The sequence below is a fragment of the Aeromonas sp. S5(2024) genome (assembly GCF_041403025.1).
Lineage (GTDB): Bacteria > Pseudomonadota > Gammaproteobacteria > Enterobacterales > Aeromonadaceae > Aeromonas > Aeromonas hydrophila.
Map to the genome: position 1 here is coordinate 520,183 of NZ_JBGLRI010000001.1, position 22,226 is coordinate 542,408.

The 22,226-nt window shown below is 60.2% G+C and carries 19 protein-coding genes; 7 read left to right on the forward strand and 12 right to left on the reverse strand.

The genetic code is table 11. The annotated features are described in order from the left end of the window. Positions 1-35: 35 nt before the first annotated feature. Positions 36-452, forward strand: a complete 417-nt coding sequence (locus ACB032_RS02390) for an SgcJ/EcaC family oxidoreductase (protein ID WP_101150211.1) — start codon at positions 36-38, stop codon at positions 450-452. Between the two features lie 322 nt (positions 453-774). Then, a complete protein-coding gene (locus tag ACB032_RS02395) occupies positions 775-1,023 on the forward strand; it encodes a hypothetical protein (protein WP_371137266.1) in 249 nt (82 codons plus the stop codon). A 106-nt stretch (positions 1,024-1,129) separates the two neighbouring features. Here ACB032_RS02395 and ACB032_RS02400 read toward each other — a convergent pair whose 3' ends face one another. Beyond that, positions 1,130-2,032 carry a hypothetical protein gene (locus ACB032_RS02400; RefSeq protein ID WP_371137267.1) on the reverse strand — a complete coding sequence of 301 codons (903 nt, stop codon included), beginning with the start codon at positions 2,030-2,032 and terminating at the stop codon, positions 1,130-1,132. A 406-nt stretch (positions 2,033-2,438) separates the two neighbouring features. On the opposite strand from ACB032_RS02400, the gene ACB032_RS02405 reads away from it, so the two are divergent. Continuing rightward, complete coding sequence (locus tag ACB032_RS02405) at positions 2,439-4,010, forward strand: ATP-binding cassette domain-containing protein (RefSeq protein ID WP_371137268.1); 1,572 nt, start codon at positions 2,439-2,441, stop codon at positions 4,008-4,010. Positions 4,011-4,069: 59 nt separating this feature from the next. Here ACB032_RS02405 and ACB032_RS02410 read toward each other — a convergent pair whose 3' ends face one another. Continuing rightward, positions 4,070-6,127 (reverse strand): NACHT domain-containing NTPase, encoded by a 2,058-nt coding sequence (locus tag ACB032_RS02410; protein WP_371137269.1) that lies wholly within the window; start codon positions 6,125-6,127, stop codon positions 4,070-4,072. Between the two features lie 537 nt (positions 6,128-6,664). Here ACB032_RS02410 and ACB032_RS02415 point away from each other — a divergent pair. The 3 genes from ACB032_RS02415 to tsgA all read left to right on the forward strand — a co-directional run bounded on the left by ACB032_RS02415 (position 6,665) and on the right by tsgA (position 9,246). After that, positions 6,665-7,045 carry a hypothetical protein gene (locus ACB032_RS02415; protein ID WP_371137270.1) on the forward strand — a complete coding sequence of 127 codons (381 nt, stop codon included), beginning with the start codon at positions 6,665-6,667 and terminating at the stop codon, positions 7,043-7,045. A 282-nt stretch (positions 7,046-7,327) separates the two neighbouring features. After that, positions 7,328-8,029 carry a purine-nucleoside phosphorylase gene (deoD, locus tag ACB032_RS02420; protein ID WP_071911899.1) on the forward strand — a complete coding sequence of 234 codons (702 nt, stop codon included), beginning with the start codon at positions 7,328-7,330 and terminating at the stop codon, positions 8,027-8,029. Positions 8,030-8,082: 53 nt separating this feature from the next. After that, positions 8,083-9,246 (forward strand): MFS transporter TsgA, encoded by a 1,164-nt coding sequence (gene tsgA, locus ACB032_RS02425; protein ID WP_371137271.1) that lies wholly within the window; start codon positions 8,083-8,085, stop codon positions 9,244-9,246. 78 nt (positions 9,247-9,324) lie between these two features. Here tsgA and ACB032_RS02430 read toward each other — a convergent pair whose 3' ends face one another. The 5 genes from ACB032_RS02430 to ACB032_RS02450 form a co-directional block, all read right to left on the reverse strand. Further along, entirely contained in the window at positions 9,325-10,002 is a 678-nt protein-coding gene (locus ACB032_RS02430) for a Crp/Fnr family transcriptional regulator (RefSeq protein WP_016351486.1), read from the reverse strand. 175 nt (positions 10,003-10,177) lie between these two features. Continuing rightward, on the reverse strand, positions 10,178-13,447 hold the full coding sequence (locus tag ACB032_RS02435) for a response regulator (protein ID WP_371137272.1): 3,270 nt from the start codon (positions 13,445-13,447) through the stop codon (positions 10,178-10,180). Between the two features lie 162 nt (positions 13,448-13,609). Further along, entirely contained in the window at positions 13,610-14,377 is a 768-nt protein-coding gene (locus ACB032_RS02440; RefSeq protein WP_103829216.1) for a class III extradiol ring-cleavage dioxygenase, read from the reverse strand. Between the two features lie 385 nt (positions 14,378-14,762). Further along, positions 14,763-15,233, reverse strand: coding sequence for an FKBP-type peptidyl-prolyl cis-trans isomerase (locus ACB032_RS02445; protein ID WP_371137273.1), 471 nt, complete (start codon positions 15,231-15,233; stop codon positions 14,763-14,765). 163 nt (positions 15,234-15,396) lie between these two features. Next, complete coding sequence (locus ACB032_RS02450) at positions 15,397-16,551, reverse strand: sodium:phosphate symporter (RefSeq protein ID WP_024945097.1); 1,155 nt, start codon at positions 16,549-16,551, stop codon at positions 15,397-15,399. Positions 16,552-16,799: 248 nt separating this feature from the next. Between ACB032_RS02450 and ACB032_RS02455 the strand changes: the two genes are divergently transcribed. Continuing rightward, complete coding sequence (locus ACB032_RS02455) at positions 16,800-17,180, forward strand: hypothetical protein (protein ID WP_187590425.1); 381 nt, start codon at positions 16,800-16,802, stop codon at positions 17,178-17,180. A gap of 98 nt (positions 17,181-17,278) precedes the next feature. On the opposite strand, the gene ACB032_RS02460 is transcribed toward ACB032_RS02455, so the two are convergent. From ACB032_RS02460 to gabT, 5 genes are all read right to left on the reverse strand, one after another. Next, a complete protein-coding gene (locus tag ACB032_RS02460; RefSeq protein ID WP_011706802.1) occupies positions 17,279-18,622 on the reverse strand; it encodes an APC family permease in 1,344 nt (447 codons plus the stop codon). Further along, positions 18,622-18,771 (reverse strand): hypothetical protein, encoded by a 150-nt coding sequence (locus ACB032_RS02465; protein ID WP_162837661.1) that lies wholly within the window; start codon positions 18,769-18,771, stop codon positions 18,622-18,624. The genes ACB032_RS02460 and ACB032_RS02465 overlap by 1 nt, the downstream gene beginning before the upstream one ends. A 357-nt stretch (positions 18,772-19,128) precedes the next feature. Then, a complete protein-coding gene (locus ACB032_RS02470) occupies positions 19,129-20,472 on the reverse strand; it encodes an APC family permease (protein WP_011706801.1) in 1,344 nt (447 codons plus the stop codon). Continuing rightward, positions 20,469-20,594, reverse strand: a complete 126-nt coding sequence (locus tag ACB032_RS02475; RefSeq protein WP_254902341.1) for a hypothetical protein — start codon at positions 20,592-20,594, stop codon at positions 20,469-20,471. Before ACB032_RS02475 ends, ACB032_RS02470 begins: the two co-directional genes overlap by 4 nt. Before the next feature lie 235 nt (positions 20,595-20,829). Beyond that, a complete protein-coding gene (gene gabT / locus ACB032_RS02480; protein ID WP_371137274.1) occupies positions 20,830-22,119 on the reverse strand; it encodes a 4-aminobutyrate--2-oxoglutarate transaminase in 1,290 nt (429 codons plus the stop codon). Positions 22,120-22,226: the final 107 nt, after the last annotated feature.

The window sequence follows — 22,226 nt, forward strand, 5'->3', positions numbered from 1 at the left end:
CAGGGCGGGCAGGCCGCCCCCTATAAGGAGTGAAGATGAATCAGCATCCCCTTCGAACTCTCATCGAGACCTGCGATGCCGCCATCTCCCGGCGCGATTTCGACGCCCTGATGGCCTTCTACGCCGAGGATGCCGCCCTGGTGGTTAAGCCCGGCATGGTGGTGCGCGGCATTCCCGCCATCCGCCGCGCCTTTACTGCCATCTCGGATTACTTTCAGGGGCAGCTCAAGGTGGAGCAGGGCGCCATGGAGGTGATCGAGGGGGCCGACAATGCCCTGGTGATCATGGAGACCCGGCTCAATTACCCCGATGGCCAAGGGGGCCTGACTGATGAAACCCGCCGCGCCACCTATGTGTTTCGCAAAGAAGCCGATGGGCAGTGGCGCTGCACCATAGACAACTCCTATGGCACTGCGCTGCTGGCAGCGGTGGGCCCCGTGCCTTCTGCCTGAACGCTCTCAAGGGCTATCCCAGAGTGGGGGCTGCTACAAGCCCCCGAATGGCAGGCAATCAATAAACTGCGGATATAGAAACACTTGTTAGATATTGCTGTGGTGCGGCACCGATTTGATATAGGTTTTCCTCGCCATCATGGCGGCGCGCAGAATAATAAAAAACATGGGAAAAAGCCGGTAATGGAGAGTCCCTTGACCAGCCGGTCGGTGGCTGTTAATCAGGGTGCTGCATGAAGCCATCATGGATGAACAAGGCCGAAACTCCTTTCCGGGGGAGCGGCCGATGGCTGGATAATAACGAATCAGGGAGCAAACTATCATGTGGCCGTACCGAAAAGTCGTAACGCAATCCCTCAAAACCCCTCTGGTGATCGCCAGGATCATTTTCTACTTCGCCTTGCTCATGCTGCTGCCGCTGCCTTTCATGGTGACGTCAGACTCTTTTTGGGTGGCAAGTGGACGTGTTTATTACCTTATGTTCTCGCTGCCCATTGCCATGGCGCTAATGCTCGTCTCTAGCCTGATGGCCATCATGATCGCGAAAGTGGAAGCGCTGAATAACCGCTGATGGTGAGCAGCCCATCCCTGCCCGCCGGCGCAGATAGTGACTCGCCAAACAGGAAACAAAAATCCCCCGAGTGCGGGGGATTTTTATTGCTTCGATAGCGGGCTGCTTAATTGGCTTTGCCAATCACCTGAGGGCTCGCTTCGCAGAAGTCGTAACCGTCGCAGTACTGCACCTGATAGACATACTCCTTGCCGGGGATCAGAGGATTCTGGTCGCCATTGATGTCGATATAGCGGTCGTCGTTGATGCCGAGTTTGGCCAGTTCGACAAATTTCTGATCTTGCGGCTTGTCGAGTTTCTCGGCGCGGGAGATGCGGGTGTATTTATGCTGACGGGTCGTGATGGCGCTGTTGTCGGCATTGCTCCAGGCGAGCTGGACTTCGCTGACCAGATCATTGCTGGCCTTGATCCCGGCAGGCTGGTTGAATCTTGGGTACTGCACCTTGATGGTGGAGCTGGCGATGCGCAGTCTAAGGCTGGTCAATGAGTCGAAGGAGGCAATATTGCTGCCGCACAGCGAGAGATATTTCGGCATCGCCTTGTCATATTTCGGCTGATCCTGTCCGTCGTAGAAATGCATCGAGAGCTGGGTATCGCCGCTGGAGTAAGAGGTCGCCCGTTCGATGTTCTTGCGCTGGGACAACATGAAGTTGTCGGGTGATCTGCCGGCCCCGACGGAAAGGGTCATAAAGGTATAAGAGTCGCTGGTGGAGGGCCGATAGAGATTATTGGTGCCCCGCAGGGAGTAGCTGCGATATTTCGGGTCCGAATACATGTAGGAGTAGAGATCCATAGTACCGGCAGAGGCACCTCCTTCCGCATTGACGCCGGTGTCATTGAAGTTGTGTCCGAACAGCAAGGTCGCGCCTTGCGGGGTATTGAGGCGATACATCTGGCAGCCATCGATGATCCGCTGGTATTCCAGTGTGGCGAAGTGGTGGGCAATGGTCTGTTCGGCCATGGCAGGTGCAGCCAGCATGGTCAGAGCGGCGAAGAAAGCGCGTTTCATATAATCGAATCCCGAATAAAAAAAGAGCGCACATTCTAGATCATGTCATCCGTCAATTGTGCTCCATATGGGTATTGAACTATCTCCCTAGAGGTGGTTTTCGTACGAGCCTTTATGGCGGCTGAGATTGGCCGACAACAGGATCTGAGCCAGATGATGTGTGTTGACCTGCCCGCATACGTCGGGTTAGCCTCTTGGCTCCTTTGATATATGAGTACTTCCTCCGATGCGCATTTAACCTGTCCGCACCCCGCTTTTGATTCCTCTCCCGCCAGGGAGATCGGGTGCGTCTTACCGTGACAGGTTGATGCTGATTCCTCTGCTTTTTCCAACTTGTGGACACGTGTCCCTGTCATTTGGCTTGGCTCTTGGCCTGCGGCTTTCGCACTGGCCCACAGGAGTTCAGATGACCCATATCGCATGTCATATCAACGCCTTGCAGCTGCCCTTCGGCGCCTGCACCGTGCCCCTTACTTTCACTTTGCCCGCAGCGGGCTGCACCCTGATCGGCCGCAACGGCATCGGCAAGAGCTTGCTGCTCGAACTGCTGGCGGGCCAGCGCCGCGCGGCTTCTGGCAAGATTGAGTGGTTGACTCCCATCAGCTGGTTGTCCCAGTTTGCGTCCGCTAAAGATCATGATGGCGCAGCCAGCGTGGCCGACGTTATTGGCTGGGGAGAGCCGCTGCGGGCCCTTGAGCGCATCGAGCAGGGGAGCTGCGCCCTGGACGATTTCGAGTTGCTGGCTGATCGCTGGAACCTGCGCAGCGATCTTGCCGATCTGCTGGCAGAGGCGGGCCTCAGACTCGATGCCCATGCCCCGGTCAGCACCCTGAGCGGCGGCCAGCTCACCCGTTTGCGCCTGCTGGCGCTGTTTGCGAGATCTGCTCACTTTCTGCTGCTCGATGAGCCGGACAACCACCTGGATGCCAGTGGCATCGCGTGGCTGAGCCAGCGATTGGCCAGCCACAGTGGTGGCTATCTGCTGGTAAGCCACGATCGGCGCCTGCTCAATCAGGGGAGCCAGCTCCTGGAGCTGGGGGAGCAGGGGCTGCAGAGTGCCAGCCTCTCGTTTGAGGCGTTTTTGGCGCAGCAGGCGGAGCTGCAGGCTGCCCGCAGCGCCCGGCTGGCGCAGGCGGAGCGCCGTGAAAAGGCGGCGGCGCGCAGCGTGCAAAAGGTGCGCGAACAGGCGGCCAGACGAGCCAGTCAGGGGCGGCGCGAGCGCGGCTCCCAGGCCAAGATCCTGCTCGATTTTAAAGCGGAACAGGCGGGCAAATCCCTTGGCAAGGTGCTGGATCGCCACGAGCGGAGCCACAGTGCCCAGGTGGAGGCATGCGCCGAGGCGGCGGCCGCGTTGGCGGCTGTGCAGCCGCTTGTCATGCAGTGGCCGGCGGAGAGCGAGCGCAAGGGGGCAGCCCAGCCGCTGGTGATCACGGCGGCGCGCCACTGGCGCTGGCATGGTCAGCAGGTCGATCTGGTGCTGCAACGGGGGGCTCGCTGTCTGTTGGCCGGTCGCAACGGCAGTGGCAAGTCGAGCCTGCTGCAGATGCTGCGCGGTGAGCTGGCGCCCGAGGCGGGCAGCTTTCGCATCAATGGCCGGCTGGCGTGTCTTGATCAGGGGCTCAGCCTGATTGCGCGAGACCTCAGCCCGCTGGCCAACCTGCAGGCAGCGGCGCCGACGCTCTCTGAGAGCGACGCAAGAACCCGGCTGGCGGGCATAGCACTGCGCGGCGATCGCGCCCTGATGCCTTGTCATGGTCTGAGCGGGGGCGAGCGGCTAAAACTGGGTTTGCTGATGGTGCTGGCGCAACTGCCTGACCTGTTGCTGCTGGACGAGCCGGACAACCATCTGGATCACCCCTCGCGCCAGCTGCTTACCCAGGTGCTGGTAGACTATCCGGGCACCCTGCTGCTGGTCTCCCACGATCCTGACTTTGTGGTCGGGGTGGGGGTTGAAAGGGAGTATTGGTTGGAGGGATAGGGGCTAAATCGTGAGCCAGCCTAGAATGGCTGGCTCAGAAATATGAATATATTGTTAACTTAAAGGAGCATTTCGATTTCTTTCTCTAATGCTTCCTCTTTTGCTAACTCGGCTAAGAAATTATTTATCTTTCTTTTTGATAATATGCTAATAGACGATTTTTCATATAAAGGTGAAATGCAATTAATCATTGAGTCAACAATGTACTCCTTAGTCATGTATATAAAATTTATATTTTCATCTAAATCACACCACTTATTTATATCAGTGGCTTCTAAAATTACTGAGCTATATTCCCTGATGTCACCCTTTGTATATCTATATTTTTCAACGCCCAGTATATTGAGAAGCTCCTCATGAGTGTAATTATCACAAATATGACTGTATGCATAGTGATGAAATGGTGGAGGGTCAATGTTATCTTGTCTTGCAAATCCAATAAAATAGAATTCATTATCAATAACTACTTTTATAGTTCTTGACATGTAACTCATTAACTCTAGTTTAGAAAGAGATAGATGTAACGCAAATCCTTCTTGGTTATCCTTGTCATCATTTGAAGAGAACATATCGGTATTTTCATTAAGAATATCGTCAATGAACGCTTGGTCAAATATACCAACTTTACAATTACCTAGGAGAGCACACGAAACAGCGAGATTATTAAAGTGATCGCTCTCTTTTACTCTATCATTGATAGACATGGCAAGGGACTTAGTTATAACCTTGTCATAAAGAAGCTTATCTATATCGTGAACAAAATCCATTATTTTTGAAAATGATGAAAATGAATCACATTTTAGCATTGCGGATAGTTTTTTATAGCTTTCTGAATGATATACGATGTATTCCGCTGAGAAATACTCTAAAATTGTCTTGTGTATAAATTTGTACTCATTTCCTTCTTTCACCATCAAAGGAACTGAAACAAGTAAATCTGTAATGAAATTATTGTTAGAACTTGGCTTTATACCTGTCAATCTTGTTGCTTGATCTAAAATAGAGTAAAAAAAGCTTTTCTCTGAAAATGAAACTTTTCTATGTACAGTCATTAAATAACAAAGTGCTCTTACAAGTTTTCTAAAATCTTCGTAATCTAGAAGGGATAGTTTTTTCCTACTAAAGCCTCCTTTATTAATGAGATCATGGCCTTTATAAAGGGCTTGATAAACATCATCATAAAAAGTACACAGGCGATCAGCAATTGAGTTGTTGAACCCAAATGTCTTATATAACAATGAAACAATTAATGGTGTTTTTAAAAAGTTTTGTGGTACCTTATCAAGTTGTAATATTAAATTCCTTCCAACATTCGATGATGAGCATTTATCATATCTTAAAAGTAATGATTTAACTTGCTCTATATTGAGCTCTTCAAATCTAAGTAAGTTGCTATTGATTAAATCAGGTAAACCTTCCTGAGGCCTTGATGTAAGAAGGATTGAGTTGTCACAGCATTTACTTGATAAGATATGAATCTGACTAGCGATATATTCTTGAGCGTGGGGAGCTACCTCATCAAACCCATCCAGTATAATAATGAATTTATTGATAGACAATAAACGATAAAATAAATCCCTCGAGAAGACTTTCCATGGGAAATCTAATTCTTTTGCCAAAAGCTCAATCAAGTCAGAGTCATCATTTATTCTTCTTAAGTCAAATAAAATTGGTATTTTTTCACTTTTATATAAAATTTCATGAACTAAATATCTAGAAAAAGTAGTTTTCCCCATCCCTGCACTATCAATGATAATATAGGCGCCACTTCCAAATTTCAGTTGATTAATAATATCAAAATTATTTTCTTCATGGATATCTGATATTGTTTCTCTAAAGAAGTCATTTTTCTCTATTTTTATTAGAGTCAATGGTTCATAAATTTTTATGAAATCTAGTTTGTGTTGTGGAAAGGCTACAGTTGTTATTTCATTAACTCGTTTGGATAGCTTCTCAAAATATAGTACTAAAGCCTTAGTTAGATTTTCTGGCTCTAATTCCTTTGCCATTTCTTTTTTCAAAAAATAATCTTTAATTTCGTTTATCTTGTGTTCAAAGACATTGGAAATTATCCCTCCTGCACCAACGGCAGCTGAAACAATTAATTCGTCAGTCATATATCCGTCTCTAAAAAATTATTGGGTTAATTATCTAGTTTTTGTTACATTTAACAGTTGTTAGTATTCATCACGCAACTCACTTTCCTAAAATACACTTTCCAGAATGCTAAATTGGCCAACGAGGGCTGCCGCCCATCGCAGATGAATAGGCACCGGATGGCTATGTTAAGCCAATCGATTCTGGTCTCACCAGTCAAAAATTGACGTAACTATCAGGAATATCTGCGTTTTATGCGCTGGCTCAACAAATCGCTATGGCGGTGAACAGGATTCCCATGGCACTTGATTTTATTGGGGGAGGCGAGCGTGGCGGGGACAAGAGTGGCTGGCTTGTTGTTGAGGGAGGCCAGTTGGGGGCAATCCCGCTTAGCCAATCGGCGCTATAGTGCGGCTATGGTGCCCTGTGATCCGTCTCCCAAGCTGGCGAGGCGAGGGATCTGCGGCAACAATCAGCTGTTGTCATAACAGTTACTTGCAATCAGATCATCATGCAAACAGGTCACCATGCCAACACATCACAATAAGGAACGTCATATGAAGCGTATTGCCATCCTGTTCGGTTTGCTCTGCGGCAGCGTGCTGCTGGCCAATCCGGTCTTTGCCAACGACACAGCCCAGTTGCAGTGCGAGGCGCAGGCCGCGGCCAAAAAGCTTAACGGCGCCGCCAAGACCAGCTTTGTCGGCAAGTGCGTGAAAGATGCCGCTGGCGCCGCGAGCGGCGAGTGCGAGAAGGCGGCCGCCGACAAGAAGCTGGCCGGTGCGGCCAAGAACAGCTTTATCCAGAAGTGCGTGAAGACGGGCGCGGCAGTGGATCCTGCAGCCAAGTGCGAGAAGGCGGCGGCCGACAAGAAGCTGGCTGGCGCGGCCAAGAACAGCTTTGTCCAGAAGTGCGTGAAGGATAGCGCCGCCAAGTAAGGCATTTTCTCATCCGGTGTGTTTGCGGGGGGCCATCAGGCCCCCCGCGCTTTTTGGGTGCAGGGGCGCTATTGCAGAGCGGGTGATTCAGCGCATGCCGCAAGGGCAGGGCTGATTAAGAGCCAATAAGCGGCGGTGAAGGGGGGCAAGCAGGGGCGGCCCTGTAGAAGTTGCCGGAACTGGGATCTCGATCGGGGCAACAGGACTTTTGTCCTGCAAGGGGCGAGGGGGCGGGGGCTAGGATGCGCTCATCCACACGAGTCAAACTGGAGCACAACAACAATGACCGCTCATATCAATGCCAACCCGGGCGATTTCGCCGAGACCGTCATCATGCCGGGGGACCCGCTGCGGGCCCGCTATATCGCCGAGACCTTTCTGACCGATGCGCGCGAGGTGACCAATGTGCGCAACATGCTGGGCTACACCGGCTATTACAACGGCCAGCGTATCTCGGTGATGGGGCACGGCATGGGGATCCCCTCCATGGTGCTCTACGCCCACGAGCTGGTGAATGACTTCGGGGTCAAGCGCATCATCCGCATCGGCAGTCTGGGGGCGACCCAGCGCCACGTGCAGATGCGTGATGTCATTCTGGCGCAGGCGGCGGGCACCGACTCCCCGACCAACGCCAAGCGCAGCGCCGGTTACCAGATGGCCACTTCGGCCGACTTCGCCCTGCTGCACAAGGCGTTTACCAAGGCGCAGGAGAGGGCGATTCCGGTCAAGGTGGGCAATATCTTCACCGGCGATCTCTATTACGATCCGGACGAAAACCTCATTCCGGCGCTGGAGAAGTTCGGCGTGCTCGGCATCGACATGGAGGTGGCCGGTCTCTACGGGCTGGCCCATCAGCAGGGGATCGAGGCGCTCGCCATCCTGACTGTCTCTGACCACTGCCTGACCGGTGAAGAGACCACTGCTGAAGAGCGGCAACTCTCCTTCAACCAGATGATCGAGCTGGCGCTGCATACCGCGCTGTAAGCGCCGCGGCCCGCCCAACCCTGCACGCACCCTGACCCCAAGAGAGATCCAATATGAACAATAAGCTCTCCCTCACTGCCATCAGCTTCCTGGCCAACTTCGTGATGGCCGGTTTTGCGACCCAGTTCGGCATGCTGATCGACCCCATCGCCGCCAAGTTCGGCGCCGACGTCAATCAGGTGGCCTCCATCTTCTCCCTGCTCAACGGCGGGGCGCTGGCGGGCACCATTGCCGCCTTCTTCCTCATCGAGAGGGTGGGCCTCAAGCGGATGACGCTGCTCTGCTACGGCCTGATCGCGCTGGCGGCGGCTTCGCTCCATCTGACCGGCTCGCTCTATGTGGTGATGGCGGCCATGACGGTGATCGGCCTGTGCGGCGGGGTGGGGCTCTGCATTGCGGGGACCCTGGTGGTGAGCGTCTGGCAGGCGCGGATGCAGAGCACCATGCTGGTGGTGCAGGATGCCACCTTCAACGTGGCCGGGGTGGTCTTCCCGCTTATCACCACCTACACCCTGACTCACGCCATGGCGTGGAGCTGGAGCTATCTGGCGGTGGGCGTAGTGGCGCTGGCGACCATGCTGGTGGCGGTGCTGACCAACTTTCGCAGCTGCGAGGCGGGCGGCGAGAGCGCCGGCAACGAGCACTCGGAGTGGAACCTTGGCATCATCAGCGGCGGATTGGGGCTCTTTCTCGGCATGCTGGCGCTCTACACCTTCCTCACCTGGGCGCCCATGTTCGTGAAGAACAAGTTCGGCATCCCCTTCGAGGAGGCGGGCAACATCATCACCCAGTACTGGACGGCGGCCCTGCTCGGCGCGCTGGTCTCCACCGCCATCGTAACCCGCATTGCGATCCGCACCTTCCTGTTGGTGATCATCACGCTGGCGATGGGGATGACGGCGCTTATCGTCACCACCGACAACCTGAGCCAGCTGCCATACCTCACCTACGGTTACGGCTTTGTCTGCGCCGCGCTCTACAACGCCTTTATCGCCTACGGGGTGTCGTTTGTACGGCAGGCATCGAGCAAGAACGTCTCCTATATCCTGATCAGCGGCAGCGCGGGGGCCATGTTCAGCCCGGCCATCAGCGCCCTGCTGGAGCAGGTGATCGGTCTGCAGGCGGTGATGTACGCCATCCCGCTCATCTATGGCGTGATCCTCGCCATGCTGGTGGCGTCGCTGCGCATGGCCCGGCCTCAGCCCTGTCTCGCCTGAGCGGGGGAGTAAACAGCAAGAGGGGCGGTATCGACCGCCCCTCTTTTTTGTCTTTAACCGGCAACTGATGCCCGCGACTTATGGCTGCTCCAGAAAGGCCTTGAGCCCCGCCAGATCGCGGATCTGCAACCCCTCCTCACCGCGCTCCACCAGTCCCTTATCCATCAGCTCTTTCACCGCCCGCCGGTAGACCCTGTCGGTGGTGCCGAAGCGTTCCGCCTCCTGATACCCCTTGCGAAAGCCGCTCACCGGGTTGTGGTGGCAGTGGCTGTGATAGAGGTCGAGGGCGATGTTGTAGCTGATGGGGTAGAGCATGCGGCAGGTGAAGATATCCACCGTGTCCTGATAGTCGATGGCAATGGCGGTGGCAAAGAAGAGCGCCACCTTGGGGTGGGCGACCAGCGCCTGCTCCAGCTGCTCGCCGTCGATGCGGGCCACTTCCAGCGGCTCCTCGGCGATGATGTCGAGCTGGCAGCGGTAGCCGGTGAAGAACTCCATCTCGCCAAAGAGCTGGTGGTCGCACTCCAGGGTGCCGAGCTGAAAGCGGCGGCCATTCATGGCGGTGTGGCCCATGGCGATGCGGCCGCTCTTGACCAGCACCAGATCCCGCAGCGGTTCACCCTGGCGCATCAGGGGCTCCCCTTCGGGGATCAGGCGCCGCTCCGTGATGCAGGAGCTGACCACCTGTTCGATGAGATCGTGGCCGGCTTGCCAGTGGGGCTGAAAGCGCCCCTTGAGAAGGGGTTTGAGTTGCATGGGGTTCCGGGTCGTCGCCAAACACAAACGGCTATTACACACCCTGCCGCTGGCAGACTCCAGCCCGAAGGCGCTGAGGGCCGGCGTGAGCATGCGAGGGTGTGACGGAGATCGGGCTGGCGGGACTGGGGCGGACACGGCGGGAGCACAGCCCCGCGCCATCCGGCCCAGATAATCAGGCCGGGATCAGGGCGCCGGCGCCGTTTTGCTCCAGGCTGGCGAGGGCCGTGCGCAGCCGGGCCAGGCCGATGGGCTTGTAGAGGCACTCGTCCATGCCGGCGGCCAGGCAGCGCTCCCGCTCGCGCGCGGTGGCGTGGGCGGTAAAGCCCCAGATTGGCAGGGTGTGGCCGCGGGCGCGCAGGCGGCGGGTCAGCTCGAAGCCATCCATCAGCGGCATCTGGCAGTCGGTGATGATGAGCTCGAAGTCCTGATTCTGGATGGCCCGCAGCGCCTCGGCGCCGTTGCCGCGCACGCTCACCTCGTGGCCCAGGTGTTTGAGCTGCTGGCGCAGCAGCACCTGGTTGGCGTGGTTGTCGTCCACCACCAGCACCCGCAGGCGGCCGGAGGCGGGAGGGGGTGAGGGCCGCTTGGGGGAGGGCACCATGGCCGATTCGGCATCGAGCGGCGCAGGCAACGGCTCACACGCTGGCTCTGGTGCCAGCGGGGTGAGCGGCAGCCGGATCCTGAGCTCGGTGCCGGTGCCAAGCTCGCTGCTGACCGCTATCTTGCCCCCCATCAGCTGGCACAGCATGCGGGCGATGTTGAGGCCAAGACCGGTGCCGGCGAACTGGTAGGGGTCGTGGGCACGGTAGAAGGGGTTGAACAGCCCGGGCAGCTTGTCGGGGGCGATGCCCACCCCGCTGTCGCGGATGAGCAGGTGCAACTGGGGTTGCTCCGCGCTCCCCGCGAGGCTGGCCTGCAGGCTCACTTCCCCTTGCTCGGTGAACTTGATGGCGTTGCCGAGCAGGTTGAAGACGATCTGGCGCAGGCGCGGCCCGTCGATCAGCACCCGCGGCAGGGGATCCAGCTCGACCCGGTAGCTGAGCCCCTTCTGCTCGGCCATGCCTGCAAAGGCGCGGGCCACCGATTGCAGCAGCGGCGCTAGCTCGCACGGCTCGGGGGCCAGGGTCAGCTGGCCTGACTCGATGCTGGAGATGTCCAGCACGTCGCCGATGAGATCCAGCAGGCCGTTGGCGGATTCGGAGGCGATGCGCAGCTGCTCGCCGGTGTCGGGGGCGAGGGCGGGATCCTGGCTCGCCAGCTCCAGCATGCCGAGGATGGCGTTCATGGGGGTGCGGATCTCGTGGCTCATGGTGGCCAGAAAGTCGCTCTTGGCGCGGCTGGCGCGGTCGGCCTGCTCCTTGGCGCGGCGTAGCGCCTCCTCCATGGTCTTGCGCTCGGTGATGTCGATCCAGCCGTTGATCACCCCGCTGATGGCGCCGCGGTAGTCAAAGTAGGGCACCATCCAGTGGTAGACGAACTGGCGCGGGCCGCGCTGGCTGAAGATGCGATCCGACAAGATGGGGCTGCCGCTTTGCAGCACCTGCTGAAAATCCTGCTCCAGGGTGGTGATGGCCTCGGCGCCCAGCAGCCCCTTGAGCCCTTCTGCAAATGAGGTGCCGAGCACCCGCTCGATGGGGGCGTTGAGGATGGCCAGGTACTTGCTGTTGCAGAGGATCACCTTGCCGCGCTTGTCGCGCACGACGATGGGGTGGGGCAGGCTCTCGCCGAGCGCCTCGATGAAGCGCACGTGCTCTTCCAGCTGGCGGCGGGAGGCCTGCTCCGAGCGGGCCAGCCGGTTGAGCATGCGGTTGCGATAGAGCAGCAGCAGGGCGACGGCGAACAGGCCGGCCAGCAGCAGGTAGAAGTAGGGGGCGTTGCGCTCCATGAAGGTGGGGGCCGGCAGTTTGCGGTTGCGCCACTGGTAGCTCATGGTGGCCAGCTCGTTGGGGGCGATGGAGAGGATGGTCTTGTCGATGACATCCATCAGCATCCGGTTGCCCGGCAGGCTGGCAAAACCCATCCGGATGGGGTGGTTGTCGGCGGGGCCGGCGATGCGGATCTGGCTGAGCCGGCCGCACTCCACCGCATGCTGGGCAAAATAGAGCGGCACGATGGCGGCGTCGAGCCGGCCGTCGTCGACCGCCGCCATCGCCTCGTCGGCGCTCTCCAGATAGCTCACCCGGCTGCTGTCGAGCCGCCGGGCGATGGGGTTGTAGTGGGTGCTGCCCACCCGCTTGCCGGCGAGCTGTGCCAGATCGCCGCTCAAGGCATCCCCCTTGCGGGCCACCAGCACATAGATGTCGTCGGTGGCATAGGGCAGGGAGGGGCGCAGCCGGTAGCTCTCGGCCACCGGGCGGGAGATGGCGCCGATGAGATCCAGCTCGCCCCTGAGCAGGGCCTCGTTGCGCGCCAGCTCCGAGCCATAACTGACGAACTCGAAGCGCAGGCCTGAGCGCCGGCTGATCTTCTCCAGCATCTCCACCGACATGCCGGTGAGCTGGTTGTCGTAGTCGCGCACCCCGTAGGGGTAGAGATCGTCCATCAACCACACCCTGACCGGGCCGGCCGTCGCCAGCCAGGCGCGCTCCTCTGCGCTGTAGAGATCGCTGGGGCGCTCGACGATGTCGCGGATGGGGCCGTTCCACTGGCTGAAGATGAGGCTGTGGGTGATGTCGCTCACCCCCGCCAGGGCGTGATTGAGCAGCGCCAGCAGCCGGGGGCTGTCGGCCGAGACCGCAAAGCGAAAGCCGTCCGCCGCGATGGCGGGCTGTGCCTGGCTGCGCTGCCGGATCTTGTCGAAGCGCTCGCTGTTGAGGTAGTGCAGGGAGTGGGGATCGCTTAGCAGCAGCGGCTCGCGGCCGAAGAAGACCGCATCGAAGGCCGCCACGTTGGAGGGGTAATTGACCAGCACCAGATCCGGGTAGTAGCGCTTGAAGGCGACCTCGTCCACATAACCCTGCACGGTGGCGACCCGCTGGCCCGGCAGCAGCAGCGGGCCCTGTTCGGCGGCGAGCGCCGAGAAGACGGGGGCACTGCTGAAATAGCGCTGGCTGAGGGCGATGCCCGCCTGGTCGGGGCCGCTCAGGCTGAGGTTGCCGAGATTGACGAGGTCAAGCTTCCCCGCCCGCAGCGCCGCCAGTGCGCTGCGCTTGTCGTCGAACACCCGCAGCTCGACCGGCTTTTGCAGGGTCTTGGCGACGATGTCGAGATAATCGGCAGAGATCCCCTCGAAGTGCGCGTCCGGCCCGGTCATGGCGAACGGGCGGTAGTCGTGGCGTAGCACGCCGACGCGCAGCAACGGGTGCCGGGCCAGCCACTGCTGTTCGGCCGCCTGCGTAGGGGCCGGGCTGCTCTGCAGGTAGTGACGGCTGTGCAGGGTGAGCGCCTGGGCGCAGAGGGGGAACAGCAGGCAGAGCAGCAGCAGGGGTCGAATAAGGTTCATTGCCGGCTTGTGCCCCTCCCGCTGGTCAGATGGTGATCGAAAGCGGCGATTCTACCGAAGAGCGGCGGACAATGAACCTTTAATCAGCTGTTTGTCAGTGCCGGCGCCATAAAAATGGCGGGAAGCGACCCGCCATCTTGCGTTGTCTGGCACTGCCAGGGCTCAACCGAAGCGGTAGGAGCCCATGTAGAGGCTGCCGCCATCCCAGCTGTCGTGCAGCTTGACGGGCTTGTCCTGGCCGGCGGCGCCGAGTGCCACGAACAGCGGACGCAGGTGATCGTCGTGGGGATGGGACTCCACCGCCCCCGGCGCCCGTGCCCGGTAATCTTCCAGCGCGGTCCGATCGCCCTCGCTCATGGTCAGCTCCAGCCAGTTGACGAAGCTGCGGGCCCAGCCCGGCACTGGCGAGTTTTCCGGCCCCAGCGCCCGCAGGTTGTGGGTGATGGCGCCGGAGGCCAGGATGCCGATCCCCTGGGTGCGCAGCTGCTGCAGCGCTTCCCCCAGTTGCCACAGCTGGCGCGGGGTGAAGCTGGCCGGGATGGAGAGCTGCACCAGCGGGACGCTGCTGGCGGGATCCATCAGCGAGAGCGGCGACCAGACCCCGTGATCCAGCTCGCGGCGCACCGGTTCGGCGGGCAGGCCTGCCAGCAGCAGCTGATCGCTCACCGCCTCCTGCAGCCAGAGCGGGCTGCTGGCCGGCCAGCGGATGTGGTAGAGCGGCTCGGGGAAGCCGTAGAAGTCGTACATCAAGGCCGGGTTGGGCTCGACGTTGATCTGCAGCTCGCTGCGGGTAAACCAGTGGGCCGAGATGACCACCAGCCCCTTGAGATCGCCAAGGCGCAGATTTTTGAGGAAATGGGTCGCCGGCTGGTCGCGCAGAACCAGATCCGGGGCGCCATGGGAGATGAACCAGACGGGGGCGATAGACATGACAGACTCCATATGCGTTATGCCGGTGCGCGGCGCACCGAAAACTGTGGGCCAGGGCGACATGCCACTGACGATATGGTCATTATCTGCCCCGACAATGAAGTTAACAATCTAGCGTAATGAATAAGCACTGTTCACTATTGGTTTATAGTGATGGGTGGGAAGGAGGGGGTCACCAATAACAAGGCCGGCGCAGTGGCCGGCCCAGGGAAAGGCTGAGAGCGTCTTGCCCCACAGCCATCAGTTCATCTTGATGCGGATTTTATCCCTAACAGCGCCACCTCGCAGGTCAGCACGGGCGCTGGGTGGGATCTGGCCGGTTTACTGAATACCCAGCAGTTCCGCATCGAAGATCAGCACGGGCGCAGGGTGGGGTCTGACCGGTTTACTGAATACCCAGCAGTTCCACGTCGAAGATCAGCACGGATCCCGGCGGAATTTTGCCGGCGGCGCGATCGCCGTAGGCCAGGTTGGCGGGGATGTAGAAGCGGGTCTTCTCCCCTTCCACCATCAGCTGTACCCCTTCGGTCCAGCCGGCGATCACCTGGTTGAGGCCGAACTCGATGGGCTCGCCACGGGCGACCGAGCTGTCGAAGACGGTGCCGTCCAGCAGCTTGCCCTCGTAGTGCACCTTCACCTTGCTGGTGGTGGTGGGGTGAATGGTGCCGGTGCCCGGGGTCAGCACTTCATACTGCAGGCCGGAGGCGGTGGTGGTCACCAGGGGTTTTTCCTTGTTGGCGGCGAGGAACTCGGCGCCCTTGCGCACGTTTTCCACGGCCTGCTTCTTGTTGTTGCTGCTCGAGTAGAAGTAGTAGGCGACGCCGGCAACCAGCAGCGCGATCAAAACGAATTTCATCGGGTATCCCTATGTCGTGAAATGCCGAGAGGGCAGTGAGAGCGGCATCTTATCCCAGCCGGGGGGCGAGGGCGAGCCGGCGGGCGGCAAGATGTGACTGGACGGGCAAAGCCTGAGCCAGAGTCAGAGCCGGGGGACGCAGCGCATCCCCCGGCCCCTGTCGTTACTTGGCGGCCACCATCATCAGGGCGGGCAGGGCGAAGAAGAGGCCTGCCACGTAACCGAGCGCCAGCAGCTTGTTCTCGCTGCCGACCCGGGCCAGCCCCTCGGCCGCCTTGACCGGTAGCTCGCGCAGGAAGGGCACCCCGTAGATGAGCACCACGGCGAACAGGTTGAACAGCACGTGCACCAGGGCGATGGTCAGCGCCAGCTTGGCTCCGGCGCCGCTGATGGCGGTGGCGGCCAGCAGGGCGGTGATGGTGGTGCCGATGTTGGCGCCCAGGGTGAAGGGGTAGAGCTGACGGGTGCTGAACACGCCGCCGCCGGCCAGCGGGATCATCAGGCTGGTGGTGGTGGAGGAGGACTGCACCATCACGGTGACCAGGGTGCCGGAGGCGATGCCGGTCAGCGGGCCGCGGCCCAGCGCCCGGTGCAGCAGATCCCTGGCACGGCCCACCAGCACCCGTTGCAGCACCTTGCCGAGCCAGGTGACGCAGCCGAGGATCAGCAGGATGCCGATGCAGATGGTGGCGATGGCGGGTCCTTTGCCCGGCAGGAAGGCCACCAGGCCGTCGATGAAGGTGAGGGCCGGGGAGAGCAGCGGCTTCATGAAGTCCATTCCCTGCATCGACATGTCGGCGGAGCCCGCCAGCAGGTCGGCCAGCGCCTCGGCGCTCTTTTGCAGCAGGCCGAACATCAGTTCCAGCGGCAGGAAGATGAATACCGCCAGCAGGTTGAAGAAGTCGTGCACGGTGGCGGCTGCAAAGGCGCGGCGAAACTCGCCCCGATCCCGGATATGGCCGAGGGAGACGATGGTGTTGGTGATGGTGGTGCCAAGGTTGGCGCCCATCACCATGGGGATGGCCATGCCGATGGGCAGGCCGCCGGCCACCAGGCCGACGATGACCGAGGTCACCGTGCTGGAGGATTGCACCAGGGCGGTCGCCAGGATGCCGAGCAGCAGGGCGACGAAGGGGTTGCTGGCGAAGGCGAAGATCTGGGCCGCGCCCTCGGCGCCGCCGGAGAAACCCTTGAAGCCGTGGGAGACGGCGCCGACGGCAACCAGGATCAGGTAGATCAGAGTGATGACAGCGAGCCAGTTGAACAGTGGGCCGGTACGACGGGTCTGCTGTTGTGCGAAAGATGGGGTGCTGTGCATGAAGCCTCTTGGGACAGTCTGCGTGAAAATGGACGGGCGCATTAGACCAAGGCTCCATGACAGAAATATGACAAAGTGACACTTTTGTGATGCTTTGATGACATGGACGGCGGGGTCCATTGGACAGGAGGTGTCGGAGCTGGCCGGGATCCCGGCTGGTTTGGCCACAGATCCCCCGCGCGGCTTGCAGCCGGGAGTCAGGGCGCTATGCTGCCCCCTTTCCTTCCCTCAACGAGAGTGATGTTGTTATGCGTGCATGGGTGCTGTGTCTGTCCCTGGGTCTGTTGTCTGCCGGTGCGCAGGCGAGCGTGTTCAAATCCGAGTGCAACCTCGACAAGGCGGTGAAGAACGAGGCGCTCAACGCGACCCTGGGGGTCAAGGGCAACTGCGATACCGACAAGCTGGTGCGCCAGCAGAAAGAGAAGGCCAAGACCGAGGTGAAGAAGCACACCACGGACGTGCTGGACCAGAAGACCGCCGGCCTCAAAGAGGGCAAGAGCCAGCTGCAGGGGACTCAGCAGAAGGTCAATCAGGCCGGTCAGCAGCTCAAGCAGACCCAGCAGGATGTGAAGGCGGTGGCCAAGGATCCGCTCAAGGCGGCCGCCACCGCGGTGATCAATCAGGGCTGATCAGCCTGCCTGCCGTGGGTGGGGCCGCGAGCGCGGCGTGCACAGCAAGAAGGGGAGCCATGGCTCCCCTTCTGCATTTGTGCGTCTGCTCGTCACCCTTACTGGGTGTCGGCCGCCTCTTCGTACTGACGGAAGGGGATGCGGAACACCGCGAGGCGCAGGAACAGGTAGGTGACGCCGAGGCCGGCCCAGATCAGGCCCAGCTCCAGCGAGCTCTGCTCCAGGTTGATCCAGAGCGCGCCTATGGTGGCGGCGCCCAGCAGCGGCAGCACCAGGAACAGCAGGTGCTCCTTGAGGCTCTTGTTGCGCTTCTCGCGCACCCAGAACTGGCCGATGACCGACAGGTTGACGAAGGTGAAAGCCACCAGGGCACCGAAGTTCACCAGCGCCAGCGCCATGTCCAGATCGAACGACACCGCGGAGAGCGCCAGGGCGCCCACCATCAGCACGTTGATGGCCGGGGTGCGGAATTTCGGGTGGATGTAGCCGAACACCCGCTCCGGGATCATCCGATCGCGCCCCATCACGTAGAGGATGCGCGACACGCCGGCGTGGGCGGCCATGCCGGAGGCCAGCACCGCGACCGTGGTGCACACCAGCACCACGCTCTGGAACAGGGTGCCGCCGACGTAGAGGGCGATCTCCGGCAGCACGGCGTCCGGCTCCTTGAAGCGGGCCAGATCCGGGAAGTAGAGCTGCAGGAAGTAGGAGACGGCCACGAAAATGATGCCGCCGATCAGCGCGGTCAGCACGATGGCGCGCGGGATCACCTTGCCGGCGTTGGGGGTCTCTTCGGAGAGCGAGCTCAAGCCGTCAAAGCCCAGGAACGAGAAGCAGAGGATGGTGGCGCCGGTAAACAGCGGTACCATGCCGGCCGACTCGAAGTGGAACGGCCGGCTGCTCAGCAGGGTCGCCGCCCCTTCACCGTGATAGATGCCCCAGCCCATCAGGCCGAGGAAGACGGTGATGATGGCGAGCTGGATGAAGACGATGACGCCGTTGAAGTTGGCCACCAGGTTGATGCCGCGCAGGTTGAGGAAGGTCATCACGGTCACCAGACCGAAGATGAAGATCCAGGGCTCGACGCCGGGGAACATGGCGGTCAGGTAGATCTTGGCCAGCAGGATGTTGATCATCGGCATGAACATGTAGTCGAGCAGGGAGGACCAGCCGACCATGAAACCGATGTAGGGGTTGAACACCTTCTGGGCATAGGTATAAGCCGAGCCCGCGGAGGGGAAGCGGCGCACCAGATGGCCGTAGCTGAAGGCGGTCAGCAGGATGCCGCCGAGCGCCAGCAGATAGGCGGTGGCGACGCGGCCTTCGGTAATGTCACCGACGATGGCAAAGGTATCGAATACCGCCATGGGTGTGAGGTAAGCCAGACCCATCACCACTACCTGGAAGAGGGTGAGCGTCTTGAGCAGCTTGGCACCGGCCATCACGCTTTCTCCTCTGCGATCGCCAGGTCGGCGAAGGGGGACGGGATCAGGGACGCAGCGCGTCGCTGGACACAGGGGACGCCGGTCTGCGGCACAGACGGGTGGCGTACGCCGGCGGGCACCGGCAGGAAAGCAGTGAAATGCCCCATGTTTTTCCTCACAACGTCGGGAGATTGCCTGGCAATCTCGATATCAATTCCGGTACAAAGTCCGGCCTCTTGGTGAATGTGGTTTTCCCCTAAAAAACGAAGAACCGATGCTGCAAAAAACATCGGCTCTCAGGGGCGGCGTATTGTGCCCTCAGGGGGGGGAGGACACAAGCAAAAAAGCCCCGGTCGGGGGATTTTGTTGACCTGGGTCAGGTCGGGCTGCGCCACCGGGCTGGCAGCCAGTGTTGACGGGGGCTGCAGCGACGCAGGTCACGCGCGAACATGGCTGTTGCGCAGGGCTGACAGGGGTAAAAAAAAGCGCCCGCAGAGGGCGGGCGCTGTGAACACAAAGGAGGCTTAAGAGGCGTCGGTTTCGGGCCGGCGCAGCTGGACCCGGAACACGGTGAGGCGCAGCAGCAGATAGAGGGCGCCGAGTGCGGCCCAAATCAGCCCCAGTTCGAAGGAGGCCGGCTCCAGGTTGAGCCAAAGCACGCCGATGCAGGCGGCTCCGCACAGGGGCAGCAGCAGGAACACCAGATGGTCCCGCAGCGTCTTGTTGTGACCAAGCTTGACGTAGAAGTGGGCGATCACCGCCAGGTTGACGAAGGTGAAGGCCACCAGGGCACCGAAGTTGATCAGTGCCAGCGCCATCTCTAGGTCGAACGACACCGCCGAGAGGGCCAGAACCCCCACCAGCAGCACGTTCAGGGCCGGGGTCTGCCAGGTCGGGTGAACGTAGGCGAAGAAGCGACTCGGCAGGGCGCGATCCCGCCCCATCACGTAGAGCAGGCGTGACACGCCGGCGTGGGAGGCGAGCCCGGAGGCCAGCACCGCCACCGTGGTGCAGACCAGCACCACCGCCTGGAACAGCTTGCCGCCCACATAGAGGGCGATCTCCGGCAGCACCGCATCCGGTTGCTGGAAGCGGGAGATGTCCGGGAAGAACAGCTGCAGGAAGTAGGAGACGGAGATGAACAGCACGCCGCCGATCAGCGCCGTCAGCACGATGGCGCGGGGGATCACCCGGGAGGCGTCCGGGGTCTCTTCGCTCAATGTGGTGATGGCGTCAAAGCCGAGGAACGACAGGCAGAGAATGGAGGCACCGGTCAGCAGAGGGGCCACATTCATGTGCTCGGAGAAGAAGGGACGGCTGCTCGCCACCGTGCCGAGCCCCTCGCCATGGTAGACACCCCAGGCGATGAGGCCGATGAAGACGGCGATGATGCTGAACTGCATGATGACGATCAGGCTGTTGAAGTTGGCCACCAGCTTGATGCCGCGCAGGTTGAGCAGGGTCATGACGGTGGCCAGACCGAGGATGTAGGTCCAGGGTTCCACGCTCGGGAACAGGGCCTCCATGTAGATCTTGGCCAGCAACATGTTGATCATCGGCATGAACATGTAGTCGAGCAGGGAGACCCAGCCCACCATGAAACCCACGTAAGGGTGAAACACCTTCTGGGCATAGGTATAGGCGGAGCCTGCCGAGGGAAACTTGCGTACCAGGTGACCGTAGCTCATGGCGGTGAACAGCATGCCGATGAGGGCGAACAGGTAGGCGGTGGGCACATGGCCTTCGGTGATCTCGGTGACGATGCCGAAGGTGTCGAACACGGCCATGGGGGTCAGGTAAGCCAGCCCCATGATGACCACGTGCCACAGTTTGAGGCTTTTTTTCAGGCCGACGGGTTGGGCATTCATTGTGCTTTCCCCTCAATCCGGGCCGAAGGGATCAGGCTGACGGTATCAACCTGGGCATAGGGGGCGCCAGAGACGCGACGCAGACCGGCGTGGGCCGGCAGGAAAGCAGTGAAATACCCCATGGTGTTCCTCACTAGAGAAGCGGGTGTCGTGAGATGGCAACCCATCTCGCTATCATTTCCGGTCGGTTCCGGCCTCGTTGTGGATTTGTTTGCCGCAAAAAAAGAACCTGACTCAGCAAGTGGTCGGTCCTTTGTTGCGGCGGCGCATTGTGCATTCGTGTTGCCCCCTTGACAAGCATATCAAGGGGGCAAAAACGCATTTTTTTGCACTGATGAGCGGATGTTGCGGTTCTGATCAGCCCTGGGCTGCCAGCAGGGCCTGCTCGAGCAGATCCAGCCCCTCGTCGATGAGGGTCGGCGAGGCCGTCAGCGGCGCCAGGAAGCGGATGACGTTGGCGCGCACGCCGCAGGCCAGCAGCACCAGCCCACGCTTGCCCGCCTCGGCCACCAGTCGCTTGGTGAGGTCGGCATCCGGTCTGGCCGCATCGCGCTGCTTGACCAGCTCCATGGCCACCATGGCGCCGGGGCCGCGGATGTCGCCGATGCAGTCAAAGCGCTCCGCCAGCTGCTGCAGGCGGGCCTTGATCTGCTCGCCCTGAGCATTGGCCCGTTGGTTGAGCTGCTCCTCTTCAATCACCTCCAGCACCGCCAGGGCGGCGGCGCAGGCGATGGGAGAGCCGGCATAGGTGCCGCCCAGACCACCCGGCTTGGCGGCGTTCATCACCTCCGCCTTGCCTACCACGGCGGAGAGCGGGAAGCCGCCGGCCAGGCTCTTGGCCAGGGTCATGATGTCCGGCTCGATGCCGGCATATTCGGTGGCGAAAGTCTTGCCGGTGCGACAGAAACCGCTCTGGATCTCGTCACAGATGAGCAGGATGCCGTGCTGATCGCAGATGCTGCGCAGGCGCTGCATGAAGCTGGCGGAGGCGGGGTAGAAGCCCCCTTCACCCTGCACCGGCTCGATGATGATGGCGGCGACCCGGGTCGGCTCGATATCCGAGCTGAAGCAGAGATCCAGCGCGGCCAGCGCATCGGCCTCGCTCACTCCCAGATAGTCGCTCGGGAAGGGCAGGTGATAGACCTCTCCCGGGAAGGGGCCGAAGCCGGTCTTGTAGGGTACCACCTTGCCGGTGAGCGCCATCCCCATCATGGTGCGGCCGTGAAAGCCCCCCTTGAAGGCGATGGTGCCGCTGCGGCCGGTGTGGGCGCGGGCGATCTTGATGGCGTTCTCCACCGCCTCGGCGCCGGTGGAGAGAAACAGGGTGCGCTTCGGGGTGGGGCCGGGCACCAGGGCATTCAACTTTTCCGCCAGCTCGATATAGCCGGGGTAGGGGGTGACCTGGAAACAGGTGTGGCTGAATTTTTCCAGCTGCGCGCGCACCGCCGCCACCACTTTCGGGTGGTTGTGGCCGGTGTTGAGCACGGCGATGCCGGAAGCAAAATCGATGTAGCGGTTGCCCTCCACATCCCACAGCTCGGCATTTTGCGCCCGCTCGATAAACACCGGCAGCAGGGTGCCGACGCCGTTGACCACGGCCGCTTCGCGGCGCGCTTGCCACGCCTTGTTTGATGCTGACTGACTCATCTTTCCTCCCTGAGGGGCCGGGGGCCCCTGTCTCAATGTGGCGAGGCCCCCTTGGGAGCACTCACTTTGTCCTTGTGAATTGATATGGCTGCGCCGGCGGGTGGCGG

Bases quoted from the DNA above. Each gene is read 5' to 3' on its own strand.
- ACB032_RS02390 (WP_101150211.1), top strand. From the start codon at position 36: ATGAATCAGCATCCCCTTCGAACTCTCATCGAGACCTGCGATGCCGCC.
- ACB032_RS02395 (WP_371137266.1), top strand. From the start codon at position 775: ATGTGGCCGTACCGAAAAGTCGTAACGCAATCCCTCAAAACCCCTCTG.
- ACB032_RS02400 (WP_371137267.1), bottom strand. From the start codon at position 2,032: ATGAAACGCGCTTTCTTCGCCGCTCTGACCATGCTGGCTGCACCTGCC.
- ACB032_RS02405 (WP_371137268.1), top strand. From the start codon at position 2,439: ATGACCCATATCGCATGTCATATCAACGCCTTGCAGCTGCCCTTCGGC.
- ACB032_RS02410 (WP_371137269.1), bottom strand. From the start codon at position 6,127: ATGACTGACGAATTAATTGTTTCAGCTGCCGTTGGTGCAGGAGGGATA.
- ACB032_RS02415 (WP_371137270.1), top strand. From the start codon at position 6,665: ATGAAGCGTATTGCCATCCTGTTCGGTTTGCTCTGCGGCAGCGTGCTG.
- deoD (WP_071911899.1), top strand. From the start codon at position 7,328: ATGACCGCTCATATCAATGCCAACCCGGGCGATTTCGCCGAGACCGTC.
- tsgA (WP_371137271.1), top strand. From the start codon at position 8,083: ATGAACAATAAGCTCTCCCTCACTGCCATCAGCTTCCTGGCCAACTTC.
- ACB032_RS02430 (WP_016351486.1), bottom strand. From the start codon at position 10,002: ATGCAACTCAAACCCCTTCTCAAGGGGCGCTTTCAGCCCCACTGGCAA.
- ACB032_RS02435 (WP_371137272.1), bottom strand. From the start codon at position 13,447: ATGAACCTTATTCGACCCCTGCTGCTGCTCTGCCTGCTGTTCCCCCTC.
- ACB032_RS02440 (WP_103829216.1), bottom strand. From the start codon at position 14,377: ATGTCTATCGCCCCCGTCTGGTTCATCTCCCATGGCGCCCCGGATCTG.
- ACB032_RS02445 (WP_371137273.1), bottom strand. From the start codon at position 15,233: ATGAAATTCGTTTTGATCGCGCTGCTGGTTGCCGGCGTCGCCTACTAC.
- ACB032_RS02450 (WP_024945097.1), bottom strand. From the start codon at position 16,551: ATGCACAGCACCCCATCTTTCGCACAACAGCAGACCCGTCGTACCGGC.
- ACB032_RS02455 (WP_187590425.1), top strand. From the start codon at position 16,800: ATGCGTGCATGGGTGCTGTGTCTGTCCCTGGGTCTGTTGTCTGCCGGT.
- ACB032_RS02460 (WP_011706802.1), bottom strand. From the start codon at position 18,622: ATGGCCGGTGCCAAGCTGCTCAAGACGCTCACCCTCTTCCAGGTAGTG.
- ACB032_RS02465 (WP_162837661.1), bottom strand. From the start codon at position 18,771: ATGGGGCATTTCACTGCTTTCCTGCCGGTGCCCGCCGGCGTACGCCAC.
- ACB032_RS02470 (WP_011706801.1), bottom strand. From the start codon at position 20,472: ATGAATGCCCAACCCGTCGGCCTGAAAAAAAGCCTCAAACTGTGGCAC.
- ACB032_RS02475 (WP_254902341.1), bottom strand. From the start codon at position 20,594: ATGGGGTATTTCACTGCTTTCCTGCCGGCCCACGCCGGTCTGCGTCGC.
- gabT (WP_371137274.1), bottom strand. From the start codon at position 22,119: ATGAGTCAGTCAGCATCAAACAAGGCGTGGCAAGCGCGCCGCGAAGCG.